The 18,484-nt window shown below is 67.5% G+C and carries 20 protein-coding genes; 5 read left to right on the plus strand and 15 right to left on the minus strand.

Annotated features, from left to right (window positions below):
* Positions 1-81: 81 nt before the first annotated feature.
* From AC2FAN_RS25345 to tkt, 9 genes are all read right to left on the minus strand, one after another.
* Positions 82-999, minus strand: coding sequence for a tetratricopeptide repeat protein (locus AC2FAN_RS25345; protein ID WP_485176814.1), 918 nt, complete (start codon positions 997-999; stop codon positions 82-84).
* Entirely contained in the window at positions 996-1,649 is a 654-nt protein-coding gene (locus AC2FAN_RS25350) for a thiamine phosphate synthase (protein ID WP_265049937.1), read from the minus strand. The genes AC2FAN_RS25345 and AC2FAN_RS25350 overlap by 4 nt, the downstream gene beginning before the upstream one ends.
* Positions 1,646-2,800 carry a benzoate/H(+) symporter BenE family transporter gene (locus AC2FAN_RS25355; protein ID WP_485176815.1) on the minus strand — a complete coding sequence of 385 codons (1,155 nt, stop codon included), beginning with the start codon at positions 2,798-2,800 and terminating at the stop codon, positions 1,646-1,648. The genes AC2FAN_RS25350 and AC2FAN_RS25355 overlap by 4 nt, the downstream gene beginning before the upstream one ends.
* A 316-nt stretch (positions 2,801-3,116) precedes the next feature.
* A complete protein-coding gene (fba, locus tag AC2FAN_RS25360) occupies positions 3,117-4,199 on the minus strand; it encodes a class II fructose-bisphosphate aldolase (protein WP_265049935.1) in 1,083 nt (360 codons plus the stop codon).
* A 143-nt stretch (positions 4,200-4,342) separates the two neighbouring features.
* Entirely contained in the window at positions 4,343-5,536 is a 1,194-nt protein-coding gene (locus tag AC2FAN_RS25365) for a phosphoglycerate kinase (RefSeq protein ID WP_485176816.1), read from the minus strand.
* Between the two features lie 10 nt (positions 5,537-5,546).
* Positions 5,547-6,119 carry a putative glycolipid-binding domain-containing protein gene (locus AC2FAN_RS25370; protein WP_485176817.1) on the minus strand — a complete coding sequence of 191 codons (573 nt, stop codon included), beginning with the start codon at positions 6,117-6,119 and terminating at the stop codon, positions 5,547-5,549.
* Entirely contained in the window at positions 6,116-6,613 is a 498-nt protein-coding gene (locus AC2FAN_RS25375; protein ID WP_485176818.1) for a hypothetical protein, read from the minus strand. The genes AC2FAN_RS25370 and AC2FAN_RS25375 overlap by 4 nt, the downstream gene beginning before the upstream one ends.
* A 103-nt stretch (positions 6,614-6,716) precedes the next feature.
* On the minus strand, positions 6,717-7,727 hold the full coding sequence (gap, locus tag AC2FAN_RS25380) for a type I glyceraldehyde-3-phosphate dehydrogenase (RefSeq protein ID WP_265054788.1): 1,011 nt from the start codon (positions 7,725-7,727) through the stop codon (positions 6,717-6,719).
* Between the two features lie 119 nt (positions 7,728-7,846).
* Positions 7,847-9,844 (minus strand): transketolase, encoded by a 1,998-nt coding sequence (gene tkt, locus AC2FAN_RS25385; RefSeq protein ID WP_485176819.1) that lies wholly within the window; start codon positions 9,842-9,844, stop codon positions 7,847-7,849.
* A 342-nt stretch (positions 9,845-10,186) separates the two neighbouring features.
* Between tkt and AC2FAN_RS25390 the strand changes: the two genes are divergently transcribed.
* Both AC2FAN_RS25390 and AC2FAN_RS25395 read left to right on the plus strand, forming a co-directional pair.
* Positions 10,187-10,492: a DUF4164 domain-containing protein gene (locus tag AC2FAN_RS25390; RefSeq protein ID WP_320109574.1), complete on the plus strand. Its 306-nt coding sequence runs from the start codon at positions 10,187-10,189 to the stop codon at positions 10,490-10,492.
* A 20-nt stretch (positions 10,493-10,512) separates the two neighbouring features.
* Entirely contained in the window at positions 10,513-10,881 is a 369-nt protein-coding gene (locus AC2FAN_RS25395; protein ID WP_265054786.1) for a cell division protein ZapA, read from the plus strand.
* A 187-nt stretch (positions 10,882-11,068) separates the two neighbouring features.
* Here the strand turns inward: AC2FAN_RS25395 and pal are convergent, their stop codons facing one another.
* Positions 11,069-11,581 (minus strand): peptidoglycan-associated lipoprotein Pal, encoded by a 513-nt coding sequence (gene pal, locus AC2FAN_RS25400; protein WP_265054908.1) that lies wholly within the window; start codon positions 11,579-11,581, stop codon positions 11,069-11,071.
* A 378-nt stretch (positions 11,582-11,959) separates the two neighbouring features.
* Between pal and AC2FAN_RS25405 the strand changes: the two genes are divergently transcribed.
* Positions 11,960-12,760: an aldolase gene (locus tag AC2FAN_RS25405; protein WP_485176820.1), complete on the plus strand. Its 801-nt coding sequence runs from the start codon at positions 11,960-11,962 to the stop codon at positions 12,758-12,760.
* Between the two features lie 109 nt (positions 12,761-12,869).
* Here AC2FAN_RS25405 and tolB read toward each other — a convergent pair whose 3' ends face one another.
* Genes tolB through tolQ form a run of 4 tightly spaced genes read right to left on the minus strand, consistent with a single transcriptional unit; the run spans position 12,870 to position 16,622 of the window.
* On the minus strand, positions 12,870-14,207 hold the full coding sequence (gene tolB, locus AC2FAN_RS25410) for a Tol-Pal system beta propeller repeat protein TolB (RefSeq protein ID WP_265054784.1): 1,338 nt from the start codon (positions 14,205-14,207) through the stop codon (positions 12,870-12,872).
* A gap of 5 nt (positions 14,208-14,212) precedes the next feature.
* Entirely contained in the window at positions 14,213-15,421 is a 1,209-nt protein-coding gene (tolA, locus tag AC2FAN_RS25415) for a cell envelope integrity protein TolA (protein ID WP_485176821.1), read from the minus strand.
* A gap of 28 nt (positions 15,422-15,449) precedes the next feature.
* On the minus strand, positions 15,450-15,899 hold the full coding sequence (locus tag AC2FAN_RS25420; RefSeq protein ID WP_265054782.1) for an ExbD/TolR family protein: 450 nt from the start codon (positions 15,897-15,899) through the stop codon (positions 15,450-15,452).
* 12 nt (positions 15,900-15,911) lie between these two features.
* On the minus strand, positions 15,912-16,622 hold the full coding sequence (gene tolQ / locus AC2FAN_RS25425) for a protein TolQ (RefSeq protein WP_265054781.1): 711 nt from the start codon (positions 16,620-16,622) through the stop codon (positions 15,912-15,914).
* Between the two features lie 305 nt (positions 16,623-16,927).
* Between tolQ and AC2FAN_RS25430 the strand changes: the two genes are divergently transcribed.
* Together AC2FAN_RS25430 and AC2FAN_RS25435 are read left to right on the plus strand one after the other, a co-directional pair.
* Positions 16,928-17,176, plus strand: coding sequence for a hypothetical protein (locus AC2FAN_RS25430; RefSeq protein ID WP_265054780.1), 249 nt, complete (start codon positions 16,928-16,930; stop codon positions 17,174-17,176).
* Between the two features lie 98 nt (positions 17,177-17,274).
* A complete protein-coding gene (locus AC2FAN_RS25435) occupies positions 17,275-17,856 on the plus strand; it encodes a hypothetical protein (RefSeq protein ID WP_476806008.1) in 582 nt (193 codons plus the stop codon).
* A 146-nt stretch (positions 17,857-18,002) separates the two neighbouring features.
* Here AC2FAN_RS25435 and AC2FAN_RS25440 read toward each other — a convergent pair whose 3' ends face one another.
* Entirely contained in the window at positions 18,003-18,461 is a 459-nt protein-coding gene (locus tag AC2FAN_RS25440; RefSeq protein WP_265054778.1) for a DUF2852 domain-containing protein, read from the minus strand.
* Between the last annotated feature and the right edge of the window lie 23 nt (positions 18,462-18,484).

The raw sequence follows: 18,484 nt of genomic DNA on the forward strand, positions 1-18,484 counted from the left end.
TTGCGCGCGGCGATGGCGCGATGAGCCTGCGGCGCGGCCTGTGCGCCCGGCGAGAATAGCGAGCCGTCACTTGCGCGGCTCTTAGGGCGCCGTCAAGACTGCGCTGCTGATGCGGCTGGCCGCAATGCGCGCGGCGCGGCCCTGCTGCTCCGGCTTCAGGCGGTCGAACATGGCTTCCAGCGCCGGGTCGTCGAGGCCCTGTGAACGGGCTGCGAGATGCCAGGCGGCGGCCTCGATCGTGTCCGGCGGAATGCCCAGGCCGAACTGATACAGCTTGGCCAGGCGGTTTTGGGCGATGGGGTTGCCTTGCGCGGCCGCACGCTGGAACAACTTTGCCGCTGCCGCCTCGTCCTTCGGCACTCCGGTGCCGTTGAACAGCATGATCGCATACTCGACGATGGCGGGAATGTTGCCGGCGGCGGCGGATTGCTGCATCCAGCGCGCCGCGACCTGCTCGTTCGCGGGCATGCCGCGGCCCTGCTTCGCCAGCACGCCGAGCGCATGCATGGCATCGCTGACCCCGCCCTTGGCCGCGACCTCGAGATGGGCGACCGCCGGCTTGTCGTCAGCCTCGCGGCCGGTGGCGAGCAGCGTCAGCGCGAGATTGTAGTTCGCTGCCGGGTGGCCGGCAGCGGCGGCTTTTTCGAGCAGGGCGCCGGCGCGGGCCGGGTCACGCTTGCCGCTCTTCTCGTCGAGAAGCTGCGTCGCCAATGCGAAGGCGGCATTGACGTCGCCGCGCGCCTCGGCCCGCTCATACCATTCGGTCGCGACCTTCTGGTCGGGCGGGATGCCGAGGCCCTGGCGGTAGAGCTCGCCGACCAGCGTCATCGCCGCGGCGTCGCTGCTGTCCGCCTCTATGCGCTTCAGGGCTTCGGAGAGGGCGCGCCGGTAATGGCCGGCCTGGTAGGCACCGTAGGCATTGTCGGCGTAGGGCGCAGCCTCGGCCGGCGCCGCCAGCACGAGGCCGGCAAGACAGGCGAGGCGGGCAAGCCGCTTCATCGCGCGGTCTTCCGCGCCGAGCAGGCCGCGATCGCAGCATTGGCGGCCTCGACCAGCGCGCGAATGTCCTGCCCTTCCTCGAAGGCCCAGGCGCCGAGCGCGAGGAATTCGGCGCCGGTCTCGACCAGGGCGGCGATGGATTCGGCATCGGGCGCGTAGGCGACGCAGGGCGTCTCGAAGATTTCGGCCCACCAGCCGGCGCGCTCGATCACGGCTGCGAGCGGCGGCACGCTGCCATCGGCACGCGGCTCGCCGAACATGACGTAATCGACGCCGGCCTCGCCGACATCCATCGCATCGTGGCGGGCGCGCAGGTTGCCGGCCCCGACGATGCGCTCGTTGCGCAGGCTGGAGCGGGCCTCCGCGATGGCCTCGGGGCCGCCGGTGAGGTGGACGCCATCGGCGCCGCCACGCGTGGCGACGAGGGCGCTGTCCTCGACGACGAGGGCGACATTATTGGCCTGGACGGGGCCGGCGAGGCGCTTGACGCGCTCGATCCGGCTGCGGTCGTCGCCAGGGGACAGACGCAGCACGACGGCGGCGACATCGCCGCCGGCCATGGCCTGCATCAGGCGAAAGGCCATCGCCTCCGCGTCTTCGACGGGCGGGGTGACGAGCATCAGGCGGGTGGGGGAAGCGTGTGTAGTCATGATCGGCTGCGCAAACGGCCCGCAGCGAAGTCCAATGTCAAGACGCTAAGCCCGGCAACGAGACTCCAGAAGGCAGAACCGATGCCGAAAAGCGAGAGGCTGGAGGCCGCGACGGCGAAGGCGACGACCGCGGCGAAGCGCTCCTTGTCGGACGACATCGCCTGCGCGAGCGCGCCGGTGAACGAGCCAACGAGGCCCAGCCCAGCCACGGCGACGATCAACGCCTTGGGCAGGGCCAGCAGCAGCGCGATCAGCAGGCCGGTGCAGCCGGCGACGACGAGATAGGCGAAGCCGTAGATAACGCCCGCCTTCCAGCGCTGGGCCGGATCGGGATGGGTGTCGCCGCCGGTGCAGATCGAGGCCGATATCGCGGCCATGTTGGTCATATGCGCGCCGAAGGGGGCGGTCAGCAGCGAGACGAGCCCGGTGGCGAACAGGGCCGGCGCCGTCGGCGGGTTATAGCCGGCCGCGCGGAGCACGGCGAAGCCGGGCAGGTTCTGGGCAGCCATGGTGACGAGATAGAGCGGGACGCCGATTCCGAGCATGGCGGCAATATCGAAGCGCGGCGTGACGAATTCGAGGCCGGTGAGCGCGATCTCTCCCGCCGGCCAATGGGCGAGTCCGCCCGCAAAGCTGATGGCGATGCCGGCGACCAGCGCCGCGATGACGCCGAGGAAGGGGTTGAGAAGCCGCGCGACGAGGAAGACCGCGAGCAGCGGCAGCACCAGCAGCGGCGATATTCTCATCTCGTCGAAGACGGCGACGACGAAACGGAAGATCACGCCCGCCAGCATCGCCGAGGCGATCGGCATGGGGATGCGCTCGATCAATCCGCCGAGCGGGCGCAAGGCCGCGGTCAGCATCATCAGCACGGCGGCGACGAGGAAGGCGCCGACGGCGGAGGCCATGTCGAAGCCGCTGGCGGCGGCGATCAGGGCCGCGCCCGGCGTCGACCAGGCGCAGATCATCGGCATGCGGTAACGCCAGGACAGCCAGATGCTCGGCAGGGCCGTGCCGATGGCGAGCGCGGCGACCCAGGAGACGGTCTGATCGGCCGTGGCGCCGAGCGCGTGCGCCGCCGAGAGAATGACGGCGACGGATGCCGCGAAGCCGACGAAGACCGCGACCAGGGCGGAAAAGACGATCGACATGGATTGCGGGCTCGGCGGCGGGGTTCGACCTCTTGAATCAGAAATGCACCCAGCCGGAAAGAGACTCTCCCGCATGGCCGTATCACGCCGCTTTCCCTTCTCCCCTTGCGGGAGATGGTGGCTCGGCGAAGCCGAGACGGACGAGGGGTCGCGCAACGTTCCCGGAATTTGCCTGAAAAAGCAGGCTCCCGGAAACGTTGCGCGACCCCTCACCCCAACCTCTCCCGACCGAACTCGGCTGTTGCCGAGTTCGGCACTTCGCGAAGCTGATCTCGGGCAAGCCCGGGATTAGGGGGAGAGGGGGTAGATCAGAGCGTCACGCCGCCTTCTTGGCGCCGAAGGTCGGGTCGAGCTCGCCCTTGGCGTAGCGCTTGGCCATTTCGGCCAGCGTGATGACACGCTTGATCTTCGAGGCCTGGCCGGCGGTGTTGAACTCCTGCAGGCGCAGCGTGCAGAGCTTCGTCATCGCCTCCATGGCGGGCTTCAGATATTTGCGCGGGTCGAACTCGCCGGGGTTCTCGGACAGGATCTTGCGGATCTGGCCGGTCATCGCCATCCGGTTGTCGGTGTCGATGTTGATCTTGCGCACGCCGTGCTTGATGCCGCGCTGGATCTCCTCGACCGGCACGCCCCAGGTCTGGGGCATCTTGCCGCCATACTGGTTGATGATGTCCTGGAGGTCCTGCGGAACCGAGGAGGAGCCGTGCATGACGAGATGCATGTTCGGCAGCTTCTTGTGGATCTCCTCGATGACGTTCATCGCGAGGATCGCGCCGTCGGGCTTGCGGGTGAACTTGTAGGCGCCGTGCGAGGTGCCCATGGCGATGGCGAGCGCATCGACCTTGGTCTCGGCGACGAACTTCACGGCTTCGTCCGGGTTGGTCAGGAGCTGGTCATGGCTGAGTTTGCCCTCGAAGCCGTGACCGTCCTCCTTCTCGCCCTCGCCGCTTTCAAGCGAACCCAGGACGCCAAGCTCTCCTTCGACGGAGATGCCGCCGAGATGGGCCATGTCGGTGACGGTCTTGGTCACGCCGACATTGTAGTCCCAGTCGCCGGGGGTCTTGCCGTCGGCCTTGAGCGAGCCGTCCATCATGACGGAGGTGAAGCCGGCCTGGATCGCGGTCATGCAGGTCGACGGCTCGTTGCCGTGGTCGAGATGCACGCAGACCGGGATATGCGGGTAGATCTCGGTGACGGCGTCCATCATGTGCTTGAGCATGATGTCGTTGGCGTAGCTGCGGGCGCCGCGCGAGGCCTGGATGATGACGGGCGCGTCGGTCGCATCCGCCGCCGCCATGATCGCCAGCGCCTGCTCCATGTTGTTGATGTTGAAAGCGGGCACGCCGTAGTCGTTCTCGGCGGCGTGGTCGAGCAACTGGCGAAGCGTGATACGGGCCACGATGGCACTCCCCTTTGGCTAATCGGTATGTCGGAGGATGTAGTGCGGAAGCGCCGCCCGCGCAAAGCGAAAGCGGTAAAAACCTTAAAATGCGAACGGCCGCCCCGTCGCCGGAGCGGCCGATTCAATGCCGTTTCCGTGCCTCACGCCTTCCGCAGCGCCTCGACGCCCGGGAGGGCCTTGCCTTCCATCCATTCGAGGAAGGCGCCGCCCGCCGTCGAGACATAGGTGAGGTCGCCCGCGACTCCGGCATGGTTCATCGCGGAGACGGTGTCGCCGCCGCCCGCGACCGCGACGAGTTCGCCGGCCTTGACGCGCCTGGCCGCTGCCTTGGCGACGGCGACGGTCGCGGTGTCGAAGGGCGGCAATTCGAAGGCGCCGAAGGGGCCGTTCCAGACCAGCGTCTTCACCTTCTCCAGGCGCAGCACGACTTCGGCGATGCTGAGCGGGCCGGCATCGAGAATCATCTCGTCGGTCTCGACACCGTCGACCGGCACGACCCGGTAGCTGGGATGGGCCTTGAACTCGCGTGCGACCAGCGCATCGACCGGCAGCAGAATCTCGCAGCCAGCGGCCTTGGCCTTCTCCTCGATCTCGCGGGCGGTGCCGACGAGATCATGCTCGCAGAGCGATTTGCCGACATTGACGCCGCGCGCGGCGAGGAAGGTGTTGGCCATGCCGCCGCCGATGGCGAGCACGTCGACTTTCCTGACGAGGTTGCCGAGCAGCTCGAGCTTGGTCGAGACCTTGGCGCCGCCGACGATCGCCATCACCGGCCGGGCCGGATTGTCGAGGCCGGCGGACAGCGCCTCAAGCTCCGCCTGCATGGTGCGGCCGGCATAGGCCGGCAGGACATGGGCGAGGCCTTCCGTCGAGGCATGGGCGCGGTGTGCGGCCGAGAAGGCGTCGTTGACGTAGATGTCGCCATTGGCGGCGATCGCCCTCACGAAGTCCGGGTCGTTCTTCTCGTCGCCGGCGTGAAAGCGGGTGTTCTCCAGTAGGAGCACGTCGCCGTTATCAGCCGCCGCGACGGCCTTGGCGACATCGTCGCCGATGCAGTCGTCGACGAAGGCCACGGGGCGGCCGAGCGCCGCGGTGAGCGCCGGCACGATCTGCTTCAGGCTGTTCTTGTCGTCGCGGCCCTTGGGGCGGCCGAAATGGGCGAGGAGGATGACCTTGCCGCCCTTGTCGGCGATTTCGCGGATGGTTGGCAGCACGCGGTCGATGCGGGTGGTGTCGCTGACCTTGCCGTCCTCCATGGGAACGTTGAGGTCGACGCGGACAAGCACGCGCTTGCCGGCGAGATCGGCGTCGTCGAGGGTGCGGAAGGCGGTCATCGGCGTCTCTTCAGATGCGTTCGAACAGGCTGGGATAATCGACGACGAGGCCGTCATCGTCGACAGACAATTCGGCCTCGAAGCTGCGGTCGGCCGCCTGATAGCGGAACAGGCGCGGCTCCAGGCAGGTGTAGACCTGCCGGTCGAGCCGCGGCACGAAGCTGTCGAAAGGGATGTAGAGCATCGCGAATTCGCGGCTCTGGCCGGGCTGCCAGCTTTCGCGGCGGATCGGCAGCGTGTTGGTGAAGGGCGTGCCGGCGAGGTCTATGTCGACGCAGTCGTCGAAAGCGGGCAGGTGCTCGCCGAAGACATCGCGCCAGGCGCCGTCGCGTCGTTCCAGGAAGACTCGGCGCCCGTTGGTGGTCGCGATCGTCAAGGCCGTCACGGCGAAGCCCGGATCGCAATCGATGGCGTAGGAAACGCCGTAGGGCTCGCCGCCGCCGCGCTCGCCGATCACCACGGATTCGGCGCGAATGCCCGCGGGCGTGCCGCGTAGCGTGAAATGCTCCAGTCCGACGCCCTCGACCGGCCGCCAGCGCAGGCTGCGCGGCTCGGCGAGAAGGGCGACGTCCCGGAAGCTCATCGCGCCAGCAGACCCCCGAACAGGCCGGGCACGCCGAACTTCAGCACCAGAATGGTGAGGATGACGGTGAGCACCGACGTGACGATCGCGGTCATGAACAGCGTGCCGGCGCGCGGCGTCGCGTCGATGCGATTGCGCAGGGTGGCGATCTCGTTGCGGATCGCGGCGAAATCCATGGTGCCGGCGGCGGCGTCGACCTTATGGGCGCTGCGCTCCAGCGAGGCCTCGGCGCGGGTCAGCACGGCTTCGTAGCGGGCGAACTTCTCCTCGATGCGGGCCGCCTTCTCCTCGATGCGCGAGAGCTGGTCGAGCTGGCGCGGATCGGACTTCGCCGTGGTTTCGGCAGAGGCCGGCACGGCAGAGCCGACAATGACGGCCGGAGCGGCCGGCGGCGGCGTCGCGGCTGCGGGAGCGGGGCTGAACGCGGGGGGCGGCGTCACGGCTGGCGCGTCGGTGGGCGCCGGGGACATGACGGTCGGCTCGATCTTGGCCATAGGCTCTCCGTAGCTTGGCGGAAATGACGGGGCCGCGCCGCGAGCGGCTTGCGGCCCCGCTTTCATGCACCATACCCCCTTTCGGAGGTATGGCGGCGATGGATCAGAGCAGGGCGCCCATGGCGACGGCCGTGTCGCTCATGCGGTTCGAGAAGCCCCATTCGTTGTCGTACCAGGACAGCACGCGCACGAACTTGTCGTCCATGACCTTGGTCTGGTCGAGGGCGAAGGTCGAGGACGCCGGATCGTGGTTGAAGTCGATCGAGACGTTCGGCTGGTCGGTGACGGCGAGGATGCCCCGGAGCGGGCCGCGCTTCGAGGCCTTGACGATGGCGTCGTTGATCTTCTCGACCGAGGTCTTGCGCTTCGAGATGAACTTGAAGTCGACGACCGAGACGTTCGGGGTGGGCACGCGGATCGAGGTGCCGTCGAGACGGCCCTTGAGCTCGGGGATGACGAGGCCGATCGCCTTGGCGGCGCCGGTCGAGGTCGGGATCATCGACATTGCCGCGGCGCGGCCGCGGTAGAGATCCTTGTGCATGGTGTCCAGCGTCGGCTGGTCGCCGGTATAGGCATGGATCGTGGTCATGAAGCCCTTGTCGATGCCGACTGCGTCATGCAGCACGCGCACGACCGGCGCGAGGCAGTTGGTCGTGCAGGAGGCGTTCGAGACCACGAGGTGATCCTTGGTCAGCTCTCCCTGGTTGACGCCGAAGACGACGGTCAGGTCGGCGCCATCGCAGGGCGCCGAGACCAGCACGCGCTTGGCGCCGGCGGCGAGATGGGCCGCCGCCTTGTCGCGGGTGGTGAAGATGCCGGTGCATTCCAGGGCGATGTCGACGCCGAGGGCCTTGTGCGGCAGGTCCTTGGGATCGCGGATCGCGGTGACCTTGATCGGGCCACGGCCGACATCGATCGTGTCGCCGGAGACGGTCACCGTGCCGGGGAAGCGGCCATGGACGGAGTCGAAGCGGAAGAGATGGGCGTTGGTCTCGACCGGGCCGAGATCGTTGATCGCCACGACCTCGATGTCCTTGCGCTTCGACTCGATGATCGCGCGCAGAACGTTGCGCCCGATGCGGCCGAAGCCGTTGATCGCCACCTTGACCGTCATGTCTTCCTCTCCTTCGCCGAGCGAACCGGCGCAGCCGTCGCTATCCACGCGGGCAATTCGGCCAAAGCATGGCCGAACGCAAGACCCGATCTGGGAATCTCAGCCCGTTCTATCGAAAATCAGGCGTTGTGCTTCTTCATCGCCGCCTCGGCGACCGCTTCCGCCGTGATGCCGAAGTGCTTGTAGACCTCCTTGTAGGGGCCGCTGGCCCCGAAGGAGTGCATGCCGACGAACGTGCCGTCATGGCCGATCACCGCATCCCAGCCGAAGCGCACGCCGGCCTCGACTGCGATCTTGATGGGCGCGCTGCCTACGACCTCTGCCTGGGTCGCCTCGTCCTGCGCCAGGAAGAGCTCCAGCGAGGGCACCGAGACGACGCGGGCGCGCACGCCCTTCTCGGCGAGCAGCTTGCGGGCGGCGACGGCGAGCTCGACCTCGGAACCCGAGGCGAAGAGCGAGACCTGGGCCTTGCCGCCCTCGGCCGCCAGCAGCTCGTAGGCGCCGGCCGCCGAGCGGTTCTTCGCGGTGGCGTCGGTGCGCAGCTGCGGCAGGTTCTGGCGCGAGAGCGCGAGGACCGTCGGCCCGTCGGTGCGCTCCAGCGCGGCCTGCCAGGCTTCCGCGGTCTCGATCGTATCGGCCGGGCGGAAGACGCGCATGTTCGGCATCGAGCGCAGCGAGGCGAGGTGCTCGACCGGCTGGTGAGTCGGGCCGTCCTCGCCAAGGCCGATCGAGTCGTGCGTCATGACATAGACGACCGGCAGCCCCATCAGCGCGGCGAGGCGCATGGCGGGGCGGGCATAGTCGGCGAAGACCAGGAAGGTGCCGCCCGCGGTGCGGAAGCCGCCATGCAGGGTGATGCCGTTCATCGCCGCGGCCATGCCGTGCTCGCGGATGCCGTAGCGGACATAGCGGCCCTTGGGAGTCTTGGGCGTGAAGTCCTCGGCGGCCTTGGTGCGGGTGTTGTTGGACGGCGTCAGGTCGGCCGAGCCCATCACCAGCTCCGGCATGACCGGGATGATCGCTTCCAGCGCCAGCTCCGAGGCCTTGCGCGTCGCGACGGCCTGCGGCGCCGCGATCAGCGCCTTCTTGTGGGCGAGGATCGTCTTGTCGAGCTTGGCCGGGACGGTATGGGCGATGCGGCGCTCGAAATCGCCGCGCTTGCGCTCGGACAGGGTCGCGAAGCGCTCCTTCCATTCCTTGTGGGCGGCAGTGCCGGCCGCACCGAAGCCGCGCCAGGCCTTGAGCAGGTCGGCCGCGACCTCGAAGGCGCCGCCGGTGATGCCGAGCGCCTGCTTGGCGGCAGCGAGCTCCTCGGCCCCGAGCGGCTCGCCATGGGCCTTGGAGGTGCCGGCTTTCTTCGGCGCGCCGAAGCCGATCACGGTCTTGCAGGCGATCATGGTCGGCTTGTTGGACTTCTGGGCGCGGCGGATGGCCGCCTCGATCGCGTCGGGATCATGGCCGTCGACGCGCTCCGAGCGCCAGCCGCAGGCCTTGAAGCGGGCGACCTGATCGACATTGTCGGAGATCGAGAGCGGGCCGTCGATCGAGATGCCGTTGTCGTCCCAGAGCACGATCAGCTTGTTGAGCTTCTGGTGGCCGGCCAGCGCGATGGCCTCCTGGCTGATGCCCTCCATCAGGTCGCCGTCCGAGGCGAGGACGTAGGTGTGGTGGTCGACGACCTTCCTGCCGAACTCCGCGGCGAGCATGCGCTCGGCCATCGCCATGCCGACAGAGGTCGCCAGACCCTGGCCGAGCGGGCCGGTGGTGGTCTCGACGCCGGCGGTCTCGAAGTTCTCGGGATGGCCGGGGGTCTTCGAGCCGACCTGGCGGAAGGCCTTGAGGTCGTCGAGCGCCATGCCCGGCGCGCCGGTGAGATAGAGCAAGGCGTAGAGCAGCATCGAGCCATGGCCGGCGGAGAGCACGAAGCGGTCGCGATCGGGCCAGCGCGGATCGGCGGCGTCGTACTTCATCACGCGGGTGAACAGCACGGTGGCGACGTCGGCGGCGCCCATCGGCAGGCCGGGATGGCCGGACTTGGCCTTCTCGACGCCGTCCATCGCCAGGCCGCGGATGGCGTTGGCGAGCTTGTCGTGCTGGGCACGCTCGATGGTGGTCATGGTGATCACAGGCTCCGTCTGGCGGGCGGGAGGGCCGCTCCGAGCCGGCATGGGGCAGGCGGGAGGGCTTGCTGGAAGTGTTGCTGGCTGGCTTGGCAAGCTTCGAAAAGGACGGGTGGATTAGGCCTTGCCCTCGGGTCGAGTCAATTCGCGGAATCCGGCTTTCGAGGTCGCAGGGGCTGGCTTTTGCCGGTTTTCCGCAGACGGCGTCTGAAGCATGGCGGGCAAGTGCCTGCGAGGCGGTGCTTCCGGGTCTTCGGAGCGATTCCTGTTTTCCGGCGTTCTGCTGTAAATTCAGTCACGAATCGTGTGAGCCGGCTTCGGTCTGAAAGGAGAGCGATGGTGGCGAGCCTGATGTTGGACAATGCGCTGGCGCGTCTCGACGGCGCGCTTGCGCAGCTCGAGGCGGCGGCGCGGCGGCGGATCGAATCCGAACGCGGCCGGGGCAATCTCGAAACGGAACTGGCGCTGATGCAGGATGATCGGGCGCGGCTCGCGGCCGATCTCGACGGCGCGATGGCGCGGCTCGGCCATGTCGAGACCGCGGCGGCCGATGTCGATCAGCGGCTGGAGCGGGCGATGAACGTCATCGGCGCCGTGATCGACCGTGTGCAGGCGCAGCAGCCGGCCGAGCCCGAAGCGAGCTAGACAGAGAGGCAGGACAGCGGATGCCGCAAGTCAACGTCATGATCGCCGGCAAGGCGTACCGCATGGCCTGCGGGGAGGGCGAGGAACCGCATCTGGAGGGGCTGGCTAAGTTCTATGACGACAAGATCGGCGAGATGCGGCAGGCCTTCGGCGAGATCGGCGACATGCGGCTGCATGTCATGGCGGCGCTGATGGTGGCCGACGAGGTGCATGAACTCAGGCAGAGGCTGGCCCGTCTCGAGGCCGATCACGCTGCGATACGGGGCGATGCCGGTGCCGCCGACCAGCGCTTGAGCGATGTCGAGGACCGTGCGGCGGAAGCGCTCGTCGCGGCGGCCGAGCGGATCGAGGGCGTCGCCAAGAGCCTGATCCCGACGCCGGCGGGTTGAGAAGGACCACGCGTCGTCATGCTCGGGCTTGACCCGAGCATCTCTGGAGGAAAAAGGCGCCTCTTTCTGCTTGAGATTCTCGGGTCTGCGCTTCGCTTCGCCCGAGAATGACGGCAATTCGCCCATAAGCGAAAAGACCCCGGACGTCGCCGTCCGGGGTCTTTTTTATTGTGCGTTTTCGCTGCGATCAGACGCCCGGCGCGCCGCCGGCGCCGTCCAGCACCGTGACGGAGCGGCGGTTCTGCGACCAGCAGGAGATGTCGTTGCAGACCGCGACCGGGCGCTCCTTGCCGTAGGAGATGGTGCGCATGCGGTTGGCCTGGATGCCGCGCGAAGCGAGGTAGTCGCGCACCGTCTGGGCGCGGCGGGCGCCGAGCGAATAGTTGTACTCGCGCGTGCCGCGCTCGTCGGCGTGGCCCTCGACCGTGAAGGTGTAGCGCGGATAGCGCTGCAGCCAGCCGGCCTGCTTGTCGAGCGTGGTGGTGGCGGTGGAGGTCAGGTCGGTGGAGTCGGTCTCGAAGAAGACGCGGTCGCCGACATTCACGACGAAGTCCTGCGCGCTGCCGGGCGTCGCGGCGCCGCCGGCGCCGAAGCCCGAGGCATCCGCGTTCTGGTCCTTGGCGCAGGCGCCGAGTGCGAGCGTTGCGGCAATGGCGGCGGCGAAACGGACGGCACGGCCGCCGGTGAAGAGAGTGGTCATCATGGCTGAACTCCGGGCGATCAAATCTTTTGGCGGCGCGCTTCGAAGAGGGCTTCGCATGGCTCCATCAATGAAGCGTCAACCTAAACGAGACCTTGCCAGAACAAGGCGAAGTGGCGGCATTAGGGCGTATGGTTAACCAATTATGGCGAAAGGCGTTTCCGCCAGCGGCTGTGATGCGGCGGACACATCGGATGCCGAGCCGCCGGCTGCACGTCGATCGCGGAGCATGCCGACGCCTTCATCGTAGCCACGAAAGAAGCTTGCAAATCGGCCGAGCAATTGCAGCGCCTGTTTCGCCGGGCCGGCCCTATCGTTCCGCAAGCGTCGGCTCGATGCTTGCTTCTTTTCCGCCTTTCCCGTCGACCGGAGATCGCGATGGCCCATTCCCTGAAGTCCGGCGCTGCGAGCACGGCGCCCATCCGCGGTCCGAACCAGCCCGACCTCGACTCCGAGGTGGTATGGGAGGCGCGCCGGGACCTTGCCGCGACGTTCCGGATGGCGGCGCGCTATGGCTTCGAGGAGGGGATCTGCAATCACTTCTCCGCGCTCGTGCCGGGCTATGACGACCTGTTCATGGTCAATCCCTATGGCTGGGCCTTCCGGGAGCTGACGGCGTCGAAGCTGCTGATCTGCGACTTCCACGGCAATGTCGTGTCCGGCGAGGGCGAGCCCGAGGCCACCGCCTTCTACATCCATGCCCGGATCCACAAGAACATCCCGCGCGCCAAGGTCGCCTTCCATACCCACATGCCCTACGCGACGGCACTCTCGATGACCGAGGGCGATCCGCTGATCTTCGCCGGGCAGACGGCGCTGAAGTTCTACGGCCGCACGGCCGTCGACCGGGACTATAACGGGCTGGCTCTCGACGAGCGCGAGGGCGACCGCATCGCGGCTGCGGTCGGCGGGGCCGACATCGTCTTCATGAAGCATCACGGCGTCATGGTGCTCGGGCCGAACATCGCCGAGGCCTGGGACGATCTCTATTATCTGGAGCGCGCCTGCGAAGTTCAGGCTCTCGCGCTCTCGACGGGGCGCCAGGTGCTGCCGGTCAAGCCGGAGATCGCCGAGGCGGCCTATCGGCAGATGCGCGAGGGTGACCCGGAATCGGCGCGCCTGCATCTGGCCTCGATCCGCCGGCAGCTCGACGCCGAGGAGCCGGCCTATCGCGATTGAGCCGGCAGCATCGCAAAAGCAAAAGCCGCCCGAGATCATCGAGCGGCTTTTTGCGTCATCCCGGGTCAAGCCCGGATGACGGCGTGTTTCCGAGGAAAACCAGTTCGCCTCAGCGCGCCGCGGTCAGCAGGGGCGACCAGGTCGGGTCGGAGGCGAAGGCCGGGGTCGGCACGGGCACTTCGACGCGGCCGGTGATATCGACCATGTACAATTTGCCGCCGGACTGGCCGCCGGGATCGCGGAAGAACATCAGGTACTGGCCGTTCGGGGCCCAGTTCGGCGCCTCGTTGTGGAAGCCCTCGGTCAGGATGCGCTCGCCCGAGCCGTCGGGGCGCATCACGCCGATGGCGAAGCCGCCGCCGCCCTGGCGGGTGAAGGCGATCAGGTCGCCGCGCGGCGACCAGGAGGGCTGCGAGTAGCGGCCCTGGCCGAAGGAGATGCGCTGGCCGTCGCCGCCGGCGGACGACATCACATAGAGCTGCTGCTGGCCGCCGCGGTCACTCTCGAAGACGATCTTCGAGCCGTCGGGCGCATAGGAGGGCGAGGTGTCGATCGCCGCCGTCGAGGTCAGCCGCGTCGTCGAACGCGAGCCGATGTCGATGGCATAGAGATTGGCGTTGCCGCCCTGCTGCAGCGAGAGAACGACGCGCTGGCCATTGGGCGCGAAGCGCGGGCTCGAGCTCATGTCGGGGAAGTTGCCGACGACCTGGCGCTGGCCGGTCTCGATGTTGAGCACCTGCACGCGCGGCTGCTCGCCCTGGCGCTGGGTCATGAAGGTGACGTCCTGCGAGACCGGCGAGTAGCGCGGCGTCACCACAGAGGTGTCGCCATTGGTGAGAAAGCGCACATTGGCGCCGTCCTGGTCCATGATGGCGAGGCGCTTGCGGCGGTTTTCCTTCGGACCGGATTCGTCGACGAAGACGACGCGGGTGTCGAAGAAGCCGCCGAGCCCGGTGACCTTGCTGAAGATGGCGTCCGAGATGATGTGGCCGACGCGGCGGGCATTGCTCGGGTCGGTGAAATATTGCTGGCCGTCGGTCTGCGTGCCGGTCGCGACGTCCCAGAGCCGGAACTCGGCGCGGATGCGGCCGGCCTCGCGCGCGACGCGGCCGGTCACCAGCGCCTGCACGCCGCTGGCCTTCCAGGCGTCGAAGCGCGGCGCCGCGTCGAAGGGCGGGTTCGCCTCCGGGAAGCGGCTCTTGTCGATCGGCGTGAAGTAGCCGCAGCGCTTCAGGTTGTTGGTGATGACACCGGAGACGAGGACGCCGCCTTCGCCGGCGAAGTCGGCGATGGCGATCGGCATCGGCTGGAAGGCGCCGCCGCGCAGGTCGATGACGAGTTCGGCGCGGGCAGCCGTGGGCACCAGCAGCGCGGCACCGGCCGTCGCCAGAAGGCGGCGGCGGGTCGGAGCGGCGGTGAGGAAGGGGAGGGGGGTACGGTCGATCATCGGGGTCACATGACGTCCCTTGCGTCGAAATTGACGACGACATCGCGCCAATCGTCATAATAAGAGGCGAATTGAGCCGGAATGCGCAATGGCGCGCAGCGGCGGGTGGCGGTCAGCGCCGAGTCGGCGGCGACGCGGAAAAGCGGGTCCGCGGAGGAATTGATCACGCCCGGCTGGCCGGCGAGCGAGCCGTCGGTGTTCAGCTTCATCCGGACCGAGGGCACGATATTGCCGTTGCCATGCGCATTGGCGAGCGCGATCGGCACGTTCCAGCACTTCAGGAGCTGATCCTGGATGATGCCGATGAGCTGCGCCCGAAGCGAGGGGCTGAGTTTCTGCGAGGCGCCGCGCTCGGTGCCCAACGAGGCCGTGCGGTTGACCTGTGGCGCCGAGGAGCCGGAAGACTGCGCCTTCTCCTTCGACTGGAGCAGCTTCGCGATATCGCTGGCGTTGAAGTTCTTGGCGATCTCGGCTTCGCGCTTCGCCTTGGCTTCCGCCTCCTGCTTGGCCTTGGCCTCGGCGGCGAGCTTCGCCTTCTGCTCGGCCTCTGCCTTCGCCTTGGCGGCGGCTTCGACCTTCTCCTTCGCGGCCTTGTCGGCTTCGGCCTTGGCGAGCGCCTCGGCCTTGGCCTTTGCGTCAGCCGCGCGCTTGGCGGCCTGGGCTTCCGCTTCCGACTTGGCCTTGGCGGCGGCCTTCGCCTCTTCCTCGGCCTGCTTCGCCTTGGAGGCGATCTCGGCCTCCTCGGCGAGCTTGGCCAGTTCCTCGCGCTTCTGCTCGGCCTCGCGCGCCGCGGCCGCCTCGCTCTTCTGCGGCGGCTGCTTGGCGGGCTCGGGCGGCTTGGTCTCGGGCTTGGGCAGTTCGGCCGAGCGGGTCGGCGGCAGCGGCGCGGAGGCGTTGTCGTCGGCGGTCTTCAACTCGGGCGGACGTGAAGGCGGGGCGGGCGTGTCGGTCTTGGCCTCGCCGGCCTCCTTGCGCTCGACCGTCTCGGATTGGCGCTCGGCGCGGGGCGTCGGCTGGGCCTGCACCTTCTCGGCGCTGCGCTCGCCGCGCGTGACCTGGTTCAGCGCGTTGGGATCGATGATCTCGACGGCGATCGCCTCTTCGTTCTCCGGCAGCGGCGCCGGCGAGGCGAACGCCAGCAGCCCCGCGACGAGGACCGTCGCGTGGCCGAGCGCCGACACCAGCATGCCAGGTTCGGAGGTCGTAAGCTTCACGCCCTGAACACCCTTGCTTTCTTCGCTCTCAGCGGCTCGCCGGTTCGGTGACCAGCGCAACCCGCTTGAAGCCTGCCGAGGTGATGGTCGACATCACCGAGGCGACCCGGCCGTAGTCGACCAGCTTGTCGCCGCGCACATAGATGCGTTCGTCGAAGCCCTGCTTCGCCAGGCCCTGCAGCTTGGCGACCAGATCCGGCTCCAGCGTCGGCTGGTCCTGCAGGAAGATCTGGCCCTTGCTGTCGATGGCGATGGTGACCGGCTTCTGGTCGACGTTGATCGGCTTGGCGCCGGTCTGCGGCAGGTCGAGCGGCACGCCGGTCGCGATCAGCGGCGCGGCGACCATGAAGATGATGAGCAACACCAGCATGACGTCGATGAACGGCGTCATGTTGATCTCAGCGATGGCGCCGTGGCGGCGCCCGCGTCGACCCCGGCGGCCTGAGCCCTTTGCGCCTGTGGCGGCGGACATACCCATGCTTTCAGCCCCTCAAGCCGCCATGCGCTCGTCGATCTGCCGCGACAGGATCGCGGAGAACTCGTCGGCGAAGGCCTCGAGCCGGCCTTGAGCCTTGGCGACCTCGGCCTGGAGCTTGTTGTAGGCCATCAGCGCGGGAATCGCGGCGAACAGGCCGATCGCGGTGGCAAAGAGCGCCTCGGCAATGCCGGGGGCGACGACCGCGAGCGAGGAATTCTTGGAGACCGCGATGGCGGTGAAGGAATGCATGATGCCCCAGACCGTGCCGAAGAGGCCGATGAAGGGCGCGGCCGAGGCGATGGTTGAGAGCACGAGGAGCTTCGATTCCAGCCGTTCGGTCTCACGCTGGATGGTGACGTCCAGCACCTTGTCGATGCGCTGCGAGAGGCTGGCGACCGAGCGCCCGCCATTCTCGAAGGAGCGCTTCCACTCCCGCATCGCCGCGACGAAGACGGCGGCCATGTCGTTGACCGGCTTGCCGGCGAGATCGCGATAGAGCTCCTCGAGCGAGCGGCCGGACCAGAACACCTCCTCGAAGGCGTCCATGTCCTTGCGCGTGCGCCGATAGAGCAGCGTCTTGTCGATGATGATCGACCAGCACCAGATCGAGGCGCCGATCAGGCCCAGCATCACCAGCTTGACCACGATGTGAGCATGCCAGAACAGCGTCCAGAACGACATGTCGATCTGCGGCGCGGCCTGCGCAACGTCGGCGGGGTTCATCCTGTCATCCTTCTCACCCAGGCGGTACGACCGACGGCCGAGCCTGCAAGGCCCATGGCCCCGATCCAAACCCCGCCGCTCGCGTCGCGGGAGACCCACGCCGCCGCCCGTTTCGCGATCCGGGGAAATGCCGTACCCCGTCAATCGCGCGCGAATCCGGCGAAAGATGGGCCGAAACGGGGTTTCCCACGGAACACATGCTCCGCAATGAGTTAAGCATCCAGCAAGGTTAATGTGGGGTATACGGCTGGCGCGATGCCTCAAGGGCGCTGAGAGGCAACCTCCGACGACCCCTCTCGGATCGCGTGACGCACGAGCGCTTTACAGATCTGGCGCCGTTCTGGCCGGTATTCCGCGTGGATTCGAGGGACGAGTTCACGAACGACAGAGATGTCGTCAAGGCTGGTTTTCGAGAAAAGCCGGTGATCGGATTCGATCCGCCGGAGGGGCGCACGACCAGCCTCGTGCCTCGAATGGCCGGGCTGGAAGGTCCGAAATTTACCGGTTCAGGGCTCGGGATTTATCTGGATAAGCACCCGCAAGAATTTGGCTGAAACTCTCGGCGGAAGACTCTACTACTGCTCCTGCGGCTATCATCCGCGACAAGATGCTAGAATTGACCCGGAGTTGCTTTCTTAACGGAGAGGTTTCCATGTCGAAGCATATTGGTCTGATTGTTGCGATTTCGATCGCATTGGGGGCGGCCGGTTGCGCCACCACCCCTGAGGTTACCAGCCGAACAGTGATCGTCGCGGGGGTGGGCCCGGTCGATATCGAGCGCCTTACCGTCCGCGTCGTGTCGGTCGATCCGCCCAACCGCGCGGTGGTCGTCGAGCAGCGCGGCTATCGATGGCTCGTCGACGTTCCGCCGGTCTTCGGCAATCTTGAGAATGTCCGCGAGGGAGACATGGTCGAGATCAACCGGGTCGAGGGGGTTGTCGTCGACGTCCGGCGCAACAAGCGTGGTGCGAAGCCCGGGATCACCTACACCGAGGCGGCGAGCGCGCCGTCGTTCCAGAACCTGCCAGAAAAATTCGTCGCACGGTCGGTGACGCTGACGGCGCGGTTCGAACGATTCGACGCGGCCAACAGCGTCGTGAGCTATGTCGGCCCCTTCGGCCCGCGTTCGCTCACCGTCACCGACCCTGACGTGAAGGCGAATCTGCAGAAGCTCCGCCGGGGCGACATGGTGGATCTCAGCTTCGCCGAGGCATTCTACATCGTGCTCAGATAGCATTCGCCGAGGCGCAATGCCTGCCCGGGCTCCGGGCAGGCAGACCCGTTCCGCGTTGGCGATGCGATGTAAGCTCCTGCATGCGACGAAAAAGCCCGCCCCGGCAGACCGGAGCGGGCTCTCATCTGCATCTGCCGTAGCAGGCGTCAGGCGGCGTCGGGCTGCGCCGGAGGATTCGCCGGCGGCTGATTGCGGCGGTCGGCCATGAACTGGTCGAACTCGGACTTGTCGCGAGCCATGCGCAGCCGGTCCAGGAAGTCGTGGAACTCGCGCTGTTCCTCTTCGAGGCGGCGCAGCGTCTCGGCACGGTACTCGTCGAAGGCGCGGTTGCCGCTGGAGGGGCCGCCGCGGCCCCAGCCGCCGAAGCCGCTTCCGAAGCCGCCTTCGCGGCCGGCCATGCGCTCGCGCAGCCGGTCCATCTTGCCCTGAAGACGGCTCATCCGGTGCTCGTACCGGTCTCCTGCGTAACCACAACCCATGCGTCCACTCCAGAACAGAAAGGCCAGGGTCGCCAGACCCAAGGGCCAGAACACGATGAAGCCGAGAACCGCGAAGGCGATCCAGGCACCCTTCCCATATTCGTCAAGCTTGGCGACGATCGGCATTGCTCCCTCACTCTAATGATCGT

This window comes from Allobosea sp. RIT-PG3_2 (genome assembly GCF_057321085.1).

Bases quoted from the DNA above. Each gene is read 5' to 3' on its own strand.
- tkt (WP_485176819.1), bottom strand. From the start codon at position 9,844: ATGACCACCATCGAGCGTGCCCAGCACGACAAGCTCGCCAACGCCATC.
- AC2FAN_RS25395 (WP_265054786.1), top strand. From the start codon at position 10,513: ATGCCGCAAGTCAACGTCATGATCGCCGGCAAGGCGTACCGCATGGCC.
- AC2FAN_RS25355 (WP_485176815.1), bottom strand. From the start codon at position 2,800: ATGTCGATCGTCTTTTCCGCCCTGGTCGCGGTCTTCGTCGGCTTCGCG.
- AC2FAN_RS25440 (WP_265054778.1), bottom strand. From the start codon at position 18,461: ATGCCGATCGTCGCCAAGCTTGACGAATATGGGAAGGGTGCCTGGATC.
- AC2FAN_RS25435 (WP_476806008.1), top strand. From the start codon at position 17,275: ATGTCGAAGCATATTGGTCTGATTGTTGCGATTTCGATCGCATTGGGG.
- AC2FAN_RS25420 (WP_265054782.1), bottom strand. From the start codon at position 15,899: ATGGGTATGTCCGCCGCCACAGGCGCAAAGGGCTCAGGCCGCCGGGGT.
- tolQ (WP_265054781.1), bottom strand. From the start codon at position 16,622: ATGAACCCCGCCGACGTTGCGCAGGCCGCGCCGCAGATCGACATGTCG.
- AC2FAN_RS25365 (WP_485176816.1), bottom strand. From the start codon at position 5,536: ATGACCGCCTTCCGCACCCTCGACGACGCCGATCTCGCCGGCAAGCGC.
- AC2FAN_RS25370 (WP_485176817.1), bottom strand. From the start codon at position 6,119: ATGAGCTTCCGGGACGTCGCCCTTCTCGCCGAGCCGCGCAGCCTGCGC.
- pal (WP_265054908.1), bottom strand. From the start codon at position 11,581: ATGACCACTCTCTTCACCGGCGGCCGTGCCGTCCGTTTCGCCGCCGCC.
- AC2FAN_RS25405 (WP_485176820.1), top strand. From the start codon at position 11,960: ATGGCCCATTCCCTGAAGTCCGGCGCTGCGAGCACGGCGCCCATCCGC.
- gap (WP_265054788.1), bottom strand. From the start codon at position 7,727: ATGACGGTCAAGGTGGCGATCAACGGCTTCGGCCGCATCGGGCGCAAC.
- AC2FAN_RS25345 (WP_485176814.1), bottom strand. From the start codon at position 999: ATGAAGCGGCTTGCCCGCCTCGCCTGTCTTGCCGGCCTCGTGCTGGCG.
- AC2FAN_RS25350 (WP_265049937.1), bottom strand. From the start codon at position 1,649: ATGACTACACACGCTTCCCCCACCCGCCTGATGCTCGTCACCCCGCCC.
- AC2FAN_RS25375 (WP_485176818.1), bottom strand. From the start codon at position 6,613: ATGGCCAAGATCGAGCCGACCGTCATGTCCCCGGCGCCCACCGACGCG.
- tolB (WP_265054784.1), bottom strand. From the start codon at position 14,207: ATGATCGACCGTACCCCCCTCCCCTTCCTCACCGCCGCTCCGACCCGC.